12 protein-coding genes are annotated in these 15,123 nt (G+C 62.1%); 1 reads left to right on the plus strand and 11 read right to left on the minus strand.

What is annotated here, in order from left to right:
* The first annotated feature begins 121 nt into the window (after positions 1-121).
* Positions 122-1,036 (plus strand): LysR family transcriptional regulator, encoded by a 915-nt coding sequence (locus ACA066_RS27145; protein WP_497697319.1) that lies wholly within the window; start codon positions 122-124, stop codon positions 1,034-1,036.
* A gap of 119 nt (positions 1,037-1,155) precedes the next feature.
* Here the strand turns inward: ACA066_RS27145 and madM are convergent, their stop codons facing one another.
* The 11 genes from madM to ACA066_RS27200 all read right to left on the minus strand — a co-directional run bounded on the left by madM (position 1,156) and on the right by ACA066_RS27200 (position 15,120).
* Positions 1,156-1,920: a malonate transporter subunit MadM gene (gene madM / locus ACA066_RS27150; protein WP_454846633.1), complete on the minus strand. Its 765-nt coding sequence runs from the start codon at positions 1,918-1,920 to the stop codon at positions 1,156-1,158.
* Between the two features lies 1 nt (position 1,921).
* A complete protein-coding gene (gene madL, locus ACA066_RS27155) occupies positions 1,922-2,338 on the minus strand; it encodes a malonate transporter subunit MadL (protein ID WP_497697320.1) in 417 nt (138 codons plus the stop codon).
* A gap of 65 nt (positions 2,339-2,403) precedes the next feature.
* Complete coding sequence (gene mdcH / locus ACA066_RS27160) at positions 2,404-3,315, minus strand: malonate decarboxylase subunit epsilon (RefSeq protein WP_497697321.1); 912 nt, start codon at positions 3,313-3,315, stop codon at positions 2,404-2,406.
* Positions 3,312-3,932 carry a malonate decarboxylase holo-ACP synthase gene (locus ACA066_RS27165; RefSeq protein ID WP_497697322.1) on the minus strand — a complete coding sequence of 207 codons (621 nt, stop codon included), beginning with the start codon at positions 3,930-3,932 and terminating at the stop codon, positions 3,312-3,314. The genes mdcH and ACA066_RS27165 overlap by 4 nt, the downstream gene beginning before the upstream one ends.
* Positions 3,926-4,729, minus strand: coding sequence for a biotin-independent malonate decarboxylase subunit gamma (gene mdcE, locus ACA066_RS27170; RefSeq protein WP_497697323.1), 804 nt, complete (start codon positions 4,727-4,729; stop codon positions 3,926-3,928). The genes ACA066_RS27165 and mdcE overlap by 7 nt, the downstream gene beginning before the upstream one ends.
* A complete protein-coding gene (locus ACA066_RS27175) occupies positions 4,726-5,577 on the minus strand; it encodes a biotin-independent malonate decarboxylase subunit beta (RefSeq protein ID WP_497697324.1) in 852 nt (283 codons plus the stop codon). Before ACA066_RS27175 ends, mdcE begins: the two co-directional genes overlap by 4 nt.
* On the minus strand, positions 5,570-5,869 hold the full coding sequence (locus tag ACA066_RS27180) for a malonate decarboxylase subunit delta (RefSeq protein WP_154979540.1): 300 nt from the start codon (positions 5,867-5,869) through the stop codon (positions 5,570-5,572). Before ACA066_RS27180 ends, ACA066_RS27175 begins: the two co-directional genes overlap by 8 nt.
* Positions 5,869-6,744 (minus strand): triphosphoribosyl-dephospho-CoA synthase, encoded by an 876-nt coding sequence (locus tag ACA066_RS27185; RefSeq protein WP_497697325.1) that lies wholly within the window; start codon positions 6,742-6,744, stop codon positions 5,869-5,871. Before ACA066_RS27185 ends, ACA066_RS27180 begins: the two co-directional genes overlap by 1 nt.
* Complete coding sequence (gene mdcA / locus ACA066_RS27190; protein ID WP_497697326.1) at positions 6,744-8,414, minus strand: malonate decarboxylase subunit alpha; 1,671 nt, start codon at positions 8,412-8,414, stop codon at positions 6,744-6,746. Before mdcA ends, ACA066_RS27185 begins: the two co-directional genes overlap by 1 nt.
* Positions 8,415-8,666: 252 nt before the next feature.
* Entirely contained in the window at positions 8,667-9,122 is a 456-nt protein-coding gene (locus ACA066_RS27195) for a chemotaxis protein CheW (protein WP_497697327.1), read from the minus strand.
* The gene (locus ACA066_RS27200) at positions 9,115-15,120 is read right to left on the minus strand and encodes an Hpt domain-containing protein (RefSeq protein ID WP_497697328.1); all 6,006 of its coding nucleotides are present in this window, start codon (positions 15,118-15,120) and stop codon (positions 9,115-9,117) included. Before ACA066_RS27200 ends, ACA066_RS27195 begins: the two co-directional genes overlap by 8 nt.
* Between the last annotated feature and the right edge of the window lie 3 nt (positions 15,121-15,123).

Below are 15,123 nucleotides of genomic sequence, written 5' to 3' on the forward strand. Positions count from 1 at the left end.
GGGTGCTTTGAATTTTACGGTGTTCTCAAGATTGCCATCGCCAGCAAGCCGGCTCCTACAAAGGTCTGCGTGTCCCGGAGGAATTGGGCACAATCGGATCATTCCAAAAAGAGTCCGGCCCATGCTGATCGACGAAGAGTTGACCCTGAAAAAACTCGAGGTGTTCCTCGCCTTCATGCGCTCCGGCAACCTGGCCCGGGCCGCCGCCGAGTTGCAAACCAGCAACGTCAGCGTGCACCGCGCCATTCATTCCCTGGAGAGCGCCCTGCGCTGTCCGCTGTTCAAACATGAAGGTCGCAACCTGACGCCGCTGGAAAGCGCGTATGTGCTGGAAGAACGGGCGCAAAAGCTGATTCAGGATGTGGTCGAAACCGTGCGCCTGACCCGCGAAGCCGCCGGTTTCTCCGCTGAACGCTTCAAGTTGGGCTCGTTGTATTCGCTGACAGTGAAGACCGTGCCGCAACTGATCATGGGCCTGAAGATCCGCCGCAGCGAACTCAACATCGACTTGATCCTCGGTTCGAATTTCGACCTGTTGTACAAGCTCAAGAACATGGAAGTCGATGCGATCCTGGTGTCTTTGGACGACAGCGTGAACGACCCGGACTGCGAGCAGATTCCGCTGTTTTCCGATGACATCTTCCTGGCCACCCCGGCGGATTCGAAGTTTGCCCAACGCACGGAAGTGGATCTGGCCGAAGTCCGCGATGAGACGTTCATCACCCTGACCCAAGGCTTCGCCACGCACCAGGATGGCAATCGGGTGTTCAGGCAGGCGGGGTTCGAGCCGAAGGTGGCGATGCAGGTCAACGACATCTTCACCCTGCTGAGCATGGTCAGCTCGGGGGTGGGTTATGCGTTGCTGCCGGGGCGGATTGCGGCGGTGTATGAGAACCGCGTGAAGCTGATTCCATTGCAGGAAAAGTACCGGTTGCAGCAGCACATTGGTGTGGTGTTCCTGAAGGCCAAGGAGCGCGACCCGAATTTGCTGGCGTTGCTGGCGGAGTGTCGAATGTATGCCAATCACCAGGCTTGAGATCAAGTTGGCCCCAATCGCCAGCAGGCTGGCTCCCACAGTAGGAGTGCAAACTCATCCCCCCTGTGGGAGCTAGCCTGCTAGCGATGGCGTCAACCCAGACAACTCAGAATCTGAAGTCAGCCCACAATCCCGCGAACAATGAAGTACAACAACGAAGGCCCCAGCAGACACCCAAGCCCGGTATGGAACGTTGCCGTCAACGCCCCATAAGGCACCAACCGCCGATCCGTCGCCGCCAATCCCGCCGTCACACCACTCACCGTCCCGGCCAACCCACCAAACACCATCGCCGAGCGCGGGTTATCCAGCCCCATCCAGCGCGCCGCCATCGGCGTGCCGACCATCACCAGAATCGCCTTGATCAACCCGGTGGCAATCGACAACGCCATGACATCGGACGTGGCACCAATCGCCGCGCCGGTCACCGGTCCGACGATGTACGTCACCGCTCCCGCGCCAATGGTGGTCATGCTCACCGCATCGCGATAACCGAACGCCCAGGCAATGCTGGCCCCGACAATGAACGGCAGAATCGTGCCCAGCAGCAGTGCGATCACGCCGATCATCCCGGCCTTTTTCGCTTCGGTGGCCTGCACTTCGAAGGCCGTGGCAACGATGGCAAAGTCGCGCAGCATCGCGCCGCCCATCAAACCGATACCCGAGAACAGTGTCAGGTCCGCCAGACCTTTTTGCCCGCCGGTCATTGTGCCGCCGACCCATGCCAGTACCAGGCCAATGACGATGGCAATCGCCGAGCCATGAATCCGTCCGAACGTCAGGCGTTTGGACAACACCACCGACACCCACATGATCACGCCGACAAACGCGAACGCCGTGACCAGACCGTTATGTTCCAGACCTTTCTCGATGAGATCCCACATGTCAGCGACCTCCTACGGGTGTGCCAACGGGGCTTATTTCCTCGGGTTCATCGGGCAACGGTTCGCCTTTGTGGGTCCGGCTGATCAGGGCAATCGTGCAGCCGCAGATCACCACTGAACCGATCGCTGCAAGCACCGCCACCGGGCCGCCATGCAGCGCGGTCACGACGTTTTGTTGTGCCGCCATCGCCACCACCACCGGAATGTACATCGCGCCCCAGAAGCCGACGCCCATCTCGCAATCCTTGGTCATGCCGCCGCGCTTTTGCATCCACAACCGCGCGCAGATCAACAGGATCATCGCGATCCCGACACCGCCAACGTTTGATTTCACACCCAGCAACACGCCAAGCATGTCACCCATGATCACCCCTGCCAGCGTACAGATCGCCAACAGCGCCACACCGTAAATAATCATTGTTGTTGTCCTCAAAGTGCATCGTCGAATGTTGTTTTTGTTGTTCGAAGGCCTGAGTCGGCGGTCTAGGGTTGGCGGCTTCCCTCCTCACGCAACAGCGCCTGCAAGGTGTCGAGCCGCGCCCCGTCGAAGGCAATCACGGTGCCCTGCTCGAACACCCGGCGCGCCAGCCCGGTCAGCACCGCACCGGGCGGCAATTCGATCTGTAGACGTACGCCGCGCTCGTAGGCGCTTTGTACCGTGCCGCGCCAATCGACGACGCGGCACATGTTGAAGGCGAGGTCGTCGCGCAAGGCTTCGGTATTGATGATTGGCCGGGCGCGACTGCCGCTGAGGTAACCCAATGTCGGCGTTTTCAGCGGCACCTTGGCGAATGCATCGGCCAGCGTTTTAGCGGGCACATCCAGCAGCGGGCAATGCGACGGCACACTGACGGCAAGTCGTTTGGCCAGGCCTGCACCGCGACCTTTCGCCAACTCGGCGAAGGCTTTCATCGCGCTGTCGCTGCCGGCAATCACCACCTGGTTATCGGCATTGATGTTGGCCAGGTAAACCGGCGTGTCGACGCTGTGAACCTGCGCCAGCAAGCCTTCCACTGTGGACAAATCGAGACCGATGATCGCGGTCATGCCGTAGCCCTGTGGATAAGCCTGCTGCATTAGTTCACCGCGCAGGCTGACCAGATGCAGCGCATCGCTGAAACTCAAGGCACCGGCGACCACCGCCGCGGGATAGGCGCCGATGGACAATCCCGCCACGTAATCCGGCGCCATTGATAACTGTCGGGAAGCCGCGACACCGGCGATCAACAGGCAAAGCTGAACCGCCCGTGTCGACTTCAATGCTTCGGTGGAATCCAGCAACAACGCGTCTTCGCCCAGCACGTCACTCGCCTCGCTCACCGTCTCGCCAGGCAAACGATGGAGCATGCCCGGCTGCTGCGCGCCCTGGCCGGGGAACACCAGCAAACTGCTCACGCTGCTTGCTCCTGCGGGTTCCACGGATCAATCACCAGACAGGCTTCACTGGCATTTTTCAGCAACACGCGACGTGCAGGAGCGGCCCATTCACGCAGGGCGACGGCGCCGAAAGGCGTCTGTAACTGCATGTCCACTACACAAGCAGCGGCATCCAGAATCTTCACCAGTTCTTGCGCCTGAGTGCGTTCCAGCAGTTGCGGCGTGCGCAGGATCAAGTCGAGATCGCTGCTCTCGTGTAATGCCTGGAAACCGCTGGCCAATTCAAACCCGGCACTGCCGCTGACACCCCACACGTAACCGCAGCCATCGAGCATCGGCCGCAGTTGGCGGAGGGCACGCACTGCCGGCAGATCCCGTTCAATCGAGACGTGGCAAAGGTCTTCCGGTCTGACGTAACGCGAAATCCGATCGACCGACATCACCGTTGCAAAGCGCTGCTCACGCAACCGTCCACGCACCCCGACCGCGACGAGATCCGGCACACACAACGCACGCCGAACCACCACTGGCTGTCCCGCGTGGATCGACTCGATCACCCACGCAGGCGCATCCACAGGCAACTGCTCCGGGGTCATGCCCCAGAGCAGGTCGTGGGCCAGATACGTGTTCACCACTGCTCTCTCAGCAGTTGGCGAACCTTGCTCGAGGCCGCGCGATTGCTCGCACCCAAGCGGCTGCTCAAATCGCGACCGCTTGCGGCAACATCGCCAATCGCCAGGCTCAGGCATTCCGTCACCCGCGCCAGATCCGCTGATGTTGGCTGCTCAATCTGCTCCACCGGCAAGGTTTCCCAAAGCAAACCCAGGCTGGCATAGCTGTCGATGTCATACGCCATCGGCGGCACGCTGGCGGCCAGTGCTTCCAGCTCTTCGACACTGCGCAAGGTCACTCGCGCCGCCGAAGCCTTGCCCATCGCATGCACCATCACGCCCGGATCACGCAGGGCGATCAGCCGATTGGCCTGATACCCATGGGCCAGAAACGCCCCGGACATCGCCTTGCCCACCAGCAAACCGATCACCGCGTGGCCAGCCAATCGCGCACGGGCATAACTGTCTGCCGCAGCGGCCAGCGCCTGATGAATGCCGAGCGCTTCTTCGCGCCGACCGTAGGCCTGACTCGGCACATCGATGATCGCGATCAAGGCGCGCTTGTGCGGTTTATCAACGTCAGCCGTGATGACTTCATCCACTGCCTTGGCCAAACCCCAACCTTCCAGCAAACCCACCTCGCCGTTGCGAGCGCGGACAAAGCGGTTGTCGGGATCAGCCACCACCGCAATGAACCGAACAGGCTGATCACCCAACACACCGTCGGCGACCTTCAACGAAGCAGGCAAACCATCGACCGGTTCCGCGCCCGTACTCAAGGCGTTGAACCAGCTCAAACCTCTCAGGGAATACGAACTCATGAGCGCTCTCCTTGATACAGATCGCGAACCGTCGCCGGATCGATTTGCGGCTCGGCGTCCAGACGGGCCAGCCGTTGCAGGAACAGATCGGCCTGACGACTGCGTTGTTGCGTCGGCAAGCCCTGTTGCAGCAACCCGCTGACCTGCTGCTGAATCTGCGCCACGTCGTCAGCGACAAAGCGATCCACCAAACCGCTGGCAAAACGTTGCTCGCCACCGGTCAGGCTCCAGATGAAAGGACGGTCGCGAGAGTCGTACTCCTCAAGCCCGGCTTCCTGTTCGATCACTTGCGGGCCGTTCAGGCCAAGGCGCGCTTCCTGGGTCACCAGCAAATAACTGCATAACCCGGCGGCAATCGACATCCCGCCAAAACAGCCAACGCTTCCGGCGACGACACCAACAACCGGTTGGTACTGGCGCAGATCGACAATCGCCGCATGAATATCGGCAATCGCCGCCAGCCCGAGGTTGGCTTCCTGCAACCGCACGCCGCCGGTTTCCAGCAGCAACACGGCGCGGGTTGGAGTGCCGTTGCGGTTGTCTTCGGCGGCCAGTTCCAGTGCGCCAGCGATCTTCGCCCCGCCGACTTCACCGAGGCTGCCGCCCTGAAACGCGCCTTCGATGGCAGCGATGACCACCGGCAAACCGTCGATGCTGCCCTTGGCAATCACCACGCCGTCATCGGCTTGCGGCACCACGCCCTGGCGCGACAACCACGGCGACATGACCCGTTGAAACGGGTCGAGCAATTCGCGGAAGGTGCCGGCATCGAGCAAGGCTTTCGCCCGTTGTCGGGCACCCAGTTCCACGAAGCTGTGTTTGTGCAGGAGGTCTGTGCTGTCAGTCATGGCCGATCTCCTCAAAGCCTTGTTCCAGACGCAAGCGCACCACGCCGGGGGTCGCGCCGAAGTCGTGGATATCGATGGCCATCGCCGGTGGATTCTGGCCGTCGAACATCCGTGCGAACAGATGCTGCCAGCGTTGTTCGGCGCCATTGACCGAGGTCTGCACCTTGATGGTCAGCTTGCCGGCCTGACCCGGTTCGATCAGCACTTCCAGATCGCCCGAGCCGACACAACCCACCAGGGTGCGACCGCGTGGCGGCTGCCCGGCGGGGAATTCAAAGGATAAGGTTTCCATCAAAACGCTCCCTGGTTGATGCCGTCAGCCGACTCGATACGGTCGATGAACAGGCAGGCTGCGAGCAGGTCCGCAGCGCCGCCGGGCGAGGCATTCAACGCGATTAACTGTTCGTCCAGTTCATGCAAACGGCGGCGACCAGCGAGGCTGGCGCTGCCACCGGCGTCGAGTACCGCTTGGGCGCCAAGTTGCATGGTGTGCAGGCCGTGTTCGCCGGCGCGGTAGAGCACGCAGGTGTCGGCCAGTCGGGTCATGATCGCCAGCAAGGCATCGAGCCGGGCGTTCTGTTCGCCATGGCTGGCGGCGCGGCTTCGTTTGAGTTGCGGCAGTGCGCGTTGAATCACAGCAGGGAAACCAAGCTGTGCTTCTTCACGGGCACCGCGCGCGCCGTAACGCTGGGCGACTTGGGCACCGTGGCTTAAAGGACGTGGGGCGTAACGATCGTCGAGCAAGGCGAGGCGAGCGGCGCGCAACGTGACCGAGCTTGCTGCATTGGATTCAGGCTCCAGCGCGGCAGCAGCGACCAACAGACCCAAAGCCCAGATTGCCCCACGATGAGTATTCACCCCATTGGTGGTGGCAAGCATCGTTTGCTCCCCTTCCCGGCCAATTCGCCCGAGGGCCTCACGCAGCGGCAAACCCACTTCGCCAAATTCGATAGCGGCTTGCGCCATTTCCTTGAACGCCGGCCACAACGACAACGCCGAAGCGTGCATCAGCCCAAGGTGCAAATCGGTATGCGCGCCATTGCCGCGACGATCGACCAGCGCCGGTTTCGGCGACAAATCCGCTTCGTCGATCAGCGCGTCCACCGCCAGGTCCGCCAGCCGTTCGGCCAGGGTTAACGTTTTCGGTTGCAGGTTGAAGGCGTGCATTACCAGCTCCTGAATTTGGCGGGCGGGTTGTAGAGGCCGCCGGACCACTCGACCAGATCAGCCACGCTTTTGGCGGCGAGCAATTCGCGGGTGGCGTCGGTGCGACGGATGCCGAGGTCTTCGGGCAACGCGATCAACCCTTCGCGGCGCATGCGTGCGGTGTCTTTCGGGTTGTGGCGCAAGCCGATCACGGTCACGCCGGCGACGGCGGCGATCATCGCCTGGCGTTCTTCCAGCGAACGCGCCTTGTACAGATAGGCGATGCCTTCCTCGGTCAGCAGGTGAGTAACGTCGTCGCCGTAGATCATGATCGGCGCCAGCGGCATGCCGCTGTTCTTCGCCACTTCAATCGCGTCGAGGGTTTCGACGAAGGTCGGTTTGCCGCCCTCCTGGAAGGTCTCGACCATTTGCACTACGAGTTTTTTGCCGCGTTCAAGCAAGGGCTCCGGCGCGTCACCGTGGCGCATGTCGAGCCAGGCCGGGGTGCCGTGGCGACGACCGCGCGGGTCGTGACCCATGTTCGGCGCACCACCGAAACCGGCCAGGCGTCCGCGGGTCACGGTGGAGGAATGGCCGTCGCCATCGACTTGCAGGGTCGCACCGATGAACAGGTCTACCGCGTATTGCCCGGCCAGTTGGCTGAACATTCGGTTGGATCGCAGCGAGCCGTCGCGCCCGGTAAAAAACACGTCCGGCCGCGCGGCGATGTAGTTTTCCATGCCCAGTTCGGTGCCGAAGCAATGCACGCTTTCGACCCAGCCGCTTTCGATGGCCGGAATCAGGGTCGGGTGCGGATTGAGCGTCCAGTTGCGGCAGATCTTGCCTTTGAGGCCGAGGGATTCGCCGTAGGTCGGCAGGATCAGTTCGATGGCGGCGGTGTTGAAACCGATGCCGTGGTTCAGCGACTGGACGTTGTGTTTTTCGTAGATCCCTCGGATCGCCATCATCGCCATCAGCACATGCACAGGCTTGATGTGGCGTGGATCACGGGTGAACAGTGGTTCGATGTAGAACGGCTTGTCGGCCACCACCACGAAATCGACCCAGGAGGCGGGGATGTCGACGCGTGGCAGGTCAGTAACGTCGTCGACCAATTGATTGACCTGAACGATGACGATGCCGTCGCTGAAGGCCGCCGGTTCGATCAGCGCCGGCGTGTCTTCAGTGCTGGGGCCGGTGTAGATGTTGCCGGCGCGGTCGGCCATGAAACCGGCCGAGAGCACGACGTTGGGAATCAGGTCCACCACCAGCCGCGCATAGAGCTCGATGTAGGTGTGGATCGCGCCGATTTCCAGCAGGCCGTCTTCCAGCAACTGGCTGATGCGCAGGCTCTGGGTGCCGGCGAAGGAAAAGTCGAGCTTGCGGGCGATGCCGCGTTCGAACAGGTCCAGGTGCTCGGAGCGTCCGACGCTGGGCATGATCATGTGCAGGTCGTGGAGCTTGGCGGGATCAGCCTTGGCCAGGGAGCGGGAGAGGAAATCTGCCTGCTTCTGGTTGTTACCTTCCAGCACCACACGGTCGCCAGGAAGGATCAACGCCTCCAGCGCCGCAACGATGTTGTCGGTGGGTAAAACCACACCGTCGGCCAGGCCCTTGACCAACTCGAGACGCCGCTGCTTTTCGCTGCGTCGCCGCGTCCATCGCGAGTCGGGGGATATTGTTGTTGTCATGACCACTCCACGGGTTCGCTGTCGTGGGGGTCACCTTAGGAGTGTTGGACGGGGGCATCAATCAAGCAGAGAGACGGATCGTTACGGTCAGGGTAATGGTTGATTACCACCCTGTGGCGAGGGGGCTTGCCCCCGTTCGGCTGCGCAGCAGTCGTAAAACATTGCATGCGGTATACCTGATACACCTCGGTCGCAGGTCTTGGGGCTGCTTCGCAACCCAACGGGGGCAAGCCCCCTCGCCACAAGGGCCCGTCAGATCAACCCGGCATTCACTAGTAATTCCTCCAGTGCCAACAAATCCGGCACCTTCGCCACTTGATCGCCCACCTGCACCGCTGCCTTTTCCAGCGCACACAACGGCACATCCACATAACTCAACTGGCTGTCGAGCTTGTACGACCGCGGAATTCCCTGCACCAGCAACGCAATAAACTTCAGCTCCGGCCGCCCGCCCAACGCATTGAGAATGACAATCCGCGCCCGCTCGCCAATCACGATCTTGTTGCCACACGCCGACTCAAAACTCAGCAACGGAATCTGTCGCTCCCGCCACGTCACCCGCCCGAGATACCAGGGCGGCGTGTCGAGGTCGAACGCCCCCGGCTGATAGTCAATCAGCTCCGCAATCGCCACGTTCGGCAAAATCAGATTGCGGTCAGCCAGGGGCAACAGCAGCCCGGTGAGGTTGCTGGTGCGGTGTTCAAGCATGGGTTTTGCTCCACAGCGCGATGCTTTCAAGCAGCACCGATTCCTGGTACGGCTTGCCGAGGTAGTCGTTGACGCCGATGGCGATGGCGCGGTCGCGGTGTTTCTGGCCGGTGCGCGAGGTGATCATGATGATCGGCAAGTGCTGCAAACGTTCGTCCGCACGCACTTGGGTCGCCACTTCGAAACCGTCCATGCGCGGCATTTCGATGTCCAGCAGCATCAGGTCCGGCATGTGTTCTTCGAGCAACAACATGGCATCGACGCCATCCTTGGCCGTCAGTACGTTCATGCCGTGGCGTTCGAGCAAACGGCTGGTGACCTTGCGCACGGTGACCGAGTCGTCGACCACCATCACCAGCAAGGGTTTGTGCGGCTCGGGCTCGGCGTCTTGAACCAGTGGCCGTTGCGGCGCCTGCATCGCGCGGATCGGCGCCAGCAAATCGAGAATCAGCACCACCCGGCCATCGCCGAGAATCGTCGCCCCGGACAACCCCTGCACCGACGCAAACTGCGGGCCGAGGCTTTTCACCACGATCTCCCGGGTGCCGGCCATGGCATCGACCTGCACCGCGATATGCCGTTCGTTGCATTGAACCAGCAACACCGGAAGCGGCAGGCTCTGGCCCAGCAGTTTCGGGCGGGGGCTGGTTTTCAGCAGTTCGCCGAGGTAGCACAGCTCATAGTCCTGCCCGGCGTATTTGTAGGTCGGCGGATCGAGCCGGTAATGCCCTTCGAGTTCGTTGGGCAGCACCCGCACGATGCCGTCGATGGTGTTCAGCGGAATCGCATATTGATCATCAAAGCACTGCACCATCAACGCCCGGTTGACCGACACGGTGAACGGCAACCGAATGCGGAAATGCACGCCCTGCCCCGGCACAGAGTCAATGCTCATGCTGCCGCCCAGTTGCCGCACCTCTTCGTGGACCACATCCATGCCCACACCGCGCCCGGAAATCTGAGTGATTTTTTCGGCCGTGGAGAACCCCGGTTGCAGGATGAATTGCAGCACGTCGCGGTCGCTGATGTCGCTGTTCGGGGCCAGCAAGCCGCGCTTGATCGCCTTGCGCCGAACCGCGTCCAGCGGCACGCCGGCGCCGTCGTCGCGGATGTCGAAAATGATGTCGCCGCCCTCGCGCGACAGGTCGAGGGTGATCCGCCCTTGCGCCGGTTTACCCGCCGCAATGCGCACTTCTGCCGATTCCAGACCATGGTCGACGGCGTTTCGCAGCATGTGTTCCAGCGGTGCCGCCATGCGTTCAAGGACGTTGCGGTCCATCTCGCCTTCGGCGTTGCCGACGATGAATTCCACGTCCTTGCCCAACTCGCTGGAGACCTGGCGGACGATGCGTTTCAAACGCGGCAACATCCGCTCGAACGGCACCATGCGCGTGCGCATCAGGCCTTCCTGCAATTCGGTGTTGATGCGGCCTTGCTGTTGCAGCAGGTTCTCCGCGTCCTGGTTGCGCCGGTCGAGGGTTTCCTTGAGGTCGAGCAAGTCAGAGGCGGATTCGAACAGCGCCCGCGACAGTTGTTGCAACTGCGAGTGGCGATCCATCTCCAGCGGGTCGAAGTCTTCGTAGCCCGAGCGCTCGGCGTCGACTTGCTGACGGCTGAGAATCCGCCCCTGGGTTTCGGTATCGAGCCGGCGCAATTGATCACGCATGCGCTCGATGGTGGTTTCCATCTCGTTCAACGCCACGCGCGCATCGTTGACCTGCTGTTCGATGCGGCCACGGAAGATCGAGGTTTCCCCGGCCAGGTTGACCAGGTCGTCGAGCAGTTCTGCCGAGACCTTGACCATGTCGGCACCGGCATCGACTTGTGGCGCAAGCGGCTCGACCTTGGGTGCAACCGGTGCGGCAAGCGGCGCTTCCAGCACCTCCGGATGACTGAAATTGCGGATCGCGTCGATCAGTCGATCGGCCGGCGGCAACGGTTGGCCGGCGCGGGTGGCGTCGAGCATTTGCGCCAGTCGGTCATGGCTGCTTTGCAACAGCCCGAACAGCGCTGCCGTCGGTTTCAGCGTACCGGTGGACAAGCCTTCGTAGAGAAATTCCAGCTCATGGGCGAGGTCGCCGATCGGGCCGATTTCCACCATCCGCGCACCGCCCTTGAGGGTGTGCAGGTCGCGCAGCAGGGTTTCCATTTCCTGACGATTGGAAGGTTCTGCCTGCCAGCGCACCAGCGCCGCGCCGGAGTTTTCGATGATGTCGAAACCTTCCTCGAGGAAGATTTCCAGCAGCTCCGGATCATGCCCCGGCGAATCCTCGGCCCGTGCAGCCTCGACGGCTTCAGGCGCGTTGGCGTTGCCCAGGCGGAACTCGCGAATGGCCTCGATCAGCTCACCCGGATCACCCAGCGGTTTCTGGTTCTGTAATTGGTCAAGCAACTGAGCCAGTCGGTCATGGCTTTGTTGCAGCAGATGCGCCAACGTTTCGCTGTGGCTGTAACGGCGATCGACAAGGCCTTCGTAGAGGTTTTCCAATTCATGGGCGAGGTCACCGACCGGCTCGACCTCGGCCATCCGCGCACCGCCCTTGAGCGTGTGCAAATCCCGCTGCAACGACAACAGCGGCGCGGCGTTTTCCGGGTCATTCAGCCAGCGCTGCAAGGCCTGGCCGGCGCTTTCGAGGATGTCCACCGCCTCTTCGAGGAAGATCGATACGATTTCATCGTCCAGCTCAACAGCGCGGTCTTCTGTAGGAGCGAGCTCGCTCGCGATGGACTCACAGGCGCCGCGTTTATCCAATGACAACGCGTCATCGTTAACGTCCATCGCGAGCAAGCTCGCTCCTACAGGGGGTAGCGTGCGCTCAAGTTCTGCCGTGGCGCCGCTCAATTCCCGGATGCTCAGGGTACGGCTGCCATCACTGCGAATCAGGCCCATGGCCGCCGGGTCGAGGCTTTCGTCGAGCAAGCCGCGCAAGGCCCGGATGCGCTCCGGTTGCGGGCTGACTTCCTGACCGGCCGCCAGTTCGTCGAGCATGTTGATCAGCGCTTCGTGAGCACTTTGCGCCTCGTGGAAAAACCGGTCGCTGACGGCGAGGCTGCTTTCTTCCACGGCACCATAAAGATCCAGCAAGGCTTCGCACAACTCATCCACCGGATGCAGATCCGCCAGGTGTGCCCCTTCGCCAAGGGTGGTCAATTCATCCAGCAGCGCACTGAGTTCCTGACGTTCACCGGGGTGCTGCTGCCAGCGCTGCAACAGGCTTTCGGCATCCAGCAGGATGTCCATGCCCTGGGCCAGGAAGTTGTTGATCAACTGCGGATCGCGCTTGGTTCGAAGCGCCGTGCTCGGCGTGCGCAACAGCGCTTCAAGACGCTCGGCCAGCAGCGCCCGGGTTCTCTCGATCAATGAACGGGCGCCGGGAATCTCGGCCAGCGGATCGACCTTGAGCTGACGCAGCCCGAGGCGGAACACGCCTTCGGCTTCCAGCAGCAGTTCGACTTCGTCGAGGTCCAGGGCGATCAGGTGCGCCTTGTACTCACGGGCCAGGTGATCCAGCGGTGTCGCCAGCTCGGCGATCGGCAGGACGCCGGCCATCGAGGCGCTGCCCTTGAGGGTGTGCAGAGCCCGTTGCAACTCGTCGCTAGCCTGCAACGGCACGTGTTCGGCGGCCTGTTCGAGGAAGCGGTTGAGGCTGGCCAGATGGGTTTCGGCCTCGTTGCGGAAGATCTCCAGTAACAACGGATCGAGGGCCGCGACGTCCTGCACGTCTTCATCGGACAAAGGCTCGTCACCCTTGGCGAGGGCATGGGCGCGGGCGGCCAATTGATCGACATCGTTGCGCTGACGCTGGGCATTGTCGGCAAATTCAGCCACCAGTTCCGGCAGCAGGTTCAGCACGTCGCCGAGCAGTTGTTGCACGGCCTGGCCCGGCTCAACGCTGTGCTCCAGCACGCGGTTGAGCAGGTTTTCCACGGTCCACGCCAATTCACCCAGGACCAAGGCGCGAACCATGCGGCCACTGCCCTTGAGCGTGTGGAAGGCTCGGCGCAATTCGCTCAAGGCCGCCGTGTTGTCGGGATAGGCCAACCAGCGCGGCAGGTATTCGCGAAGAATGTCCAGGACTTCATCGGTTTCTTCAAGGAAGACTTCGCGCAGCTCGTCGTCCACCGGCGCCTCGTCCACCGGTGGCGGCAACAGGCTGCCCGGGGTGTACAGCGCGGGTGGGTTCACGGCAGATACCGGGTTGGCCAGCACATCGGCCAAGGTCTGGACGACTTCCGGATCGTCCAGTTCCTGCAGGCCCTGCATGACCTGCGCTTCACTTGGGGTGAGCACGTCTTCCAGCATCGGCACATTGTGTTCGCTGGGGAAAAAACCCAGTGACGCCAGGCTTTTTTCCGCGACGTCGAGCAGCTGTTCGCCGGCCGCTTCGGGGTCGTCGCTGAGGCGCTCAAGGTAATACTCGATGCTGGTGATGACGTCGGCCAGGCTGTCCAGTTCCTGCCAGCCAGGCTGATCCGGGTCCAGCAGCAAATGCTCGCGGATGAAATGGTTGCAGGCGTCGATCAGGCTCGCTGCCCGGCTCAGCGGAATCATCGCCAGCGCACCGCGCACCTGGGTCAGCAAGTCCGGCAACGGTTGCAAGTGCTGGCGGTCCCAATCGGCGTCGATGTAATCGACAATCATGTCCTTGGCCTGTTGCAGGCAGATGCGCGCTTCCTTGATCACGATCTGGTGGATCTGCGTCAGGTCGGTGGTCGGCAGGCGGCTGTCTTCCTGGCTTTCCGGCTCCACGGTGCCGACCATGCCGGCCAGCGTCGCCTCGACGTAGAGCAAGGCCCCGGCGACGTCCATGAGGATCGCGTCGTTGGGTTCGCGCTGGCCTTGAGCAAGGCTCAGCACCACCGCCAGTTGATCAATGATGACCTTGCGCGGCTGGCCGAAACCGAGCACCGCCAGGGTGTCGGCGATCTGTCGCAGCGGTGCGAGCAGGCTTTCGAGGTCCGAGGTGTGCTGACGGTCGCTGCGCACGAACAGGTCCAGGCGTTCCTTGACCCGCACCAGCTCTTCGCACAGCGCCGCCAGTACCGAGCGCATGGCATCGCGGTCAGGACCGGCCAGCCGCGCCCGTTCTTCGTCGACCATCGCGCTGTCAGGCAGCGCGTCGTCCAATCCGTAGCGATCTTTCATGGTCAGCATCTGCCCGGTGGGGTGTTCGGCCTTGGCAATGTAGAACAGCAAACTCTTGAGCAACTCCGGCGGCGCCGGCTGATTGATCGCGGACATGCCCTGTTCGAGCAGGCGTTTGAGCTCTTTGTCGGCGTCCTTGAACAGGCTGCGCAGGGCCGGGCTGTTGGCGATCGAACCGCCGCGCATGCCTTCGACCAGCGCCGAAGCGACTTGCCACAACGGGCTCAGGGGCGCGTTGCCACACAGCCCTTCAAGGCGTGAAAACACCTTGGCCAGGTAACCGAGGTGGGTGTCGTCGTCCTGCTCGCGCAGCAACCCGACCAGGGCCATCTGCAACATCTGGCGCAATTTGCGCAGCACGTTCGGCAGGTCCGCCGGTTCCAGCAGCGCCAGTGATTCTTCATTCAGCGGTGGCAAGTCCAGCAACTGCGGGGTGAACAGGCTGGTTTCCGACAGCAGGGTTTCGCCACGGGCGCTGCGCAGATCGTTGATCAACGGCAGCACGACCAGCGGCAGGTCGCGGCGCGCACCTTGCACGCGGTCGAGATAAATCGGTAACTGACCGATTGCTTGCAGCAACAGGTGAATGGCCTCGTCGCGATGGCTGACGCGGTTCTGCTGCAAGGCAGCGGTCAGTTGCTCCATTTCCTCGGCGAGCAGTGCCGCGCCGTAAAACTCGACCATCTGCAAACTGCCGTGAACCTGATGGATGCACGCCAGGCATTCACTGAGGGCGTGCGTCGCCTGGGGGTCATCAAGCAACGTTTCAATCGCCTGGTGAGCCACTTTCAGCGTTTCGGCAATCTCGCCTTTGACCCACTCCAGGGCCACATAGTCGTGCCGATCACCCATAAC

The sequence above is a fragment of the Pseudomonas sp. LBUM1651 genome, assembly GCF_059716135.1.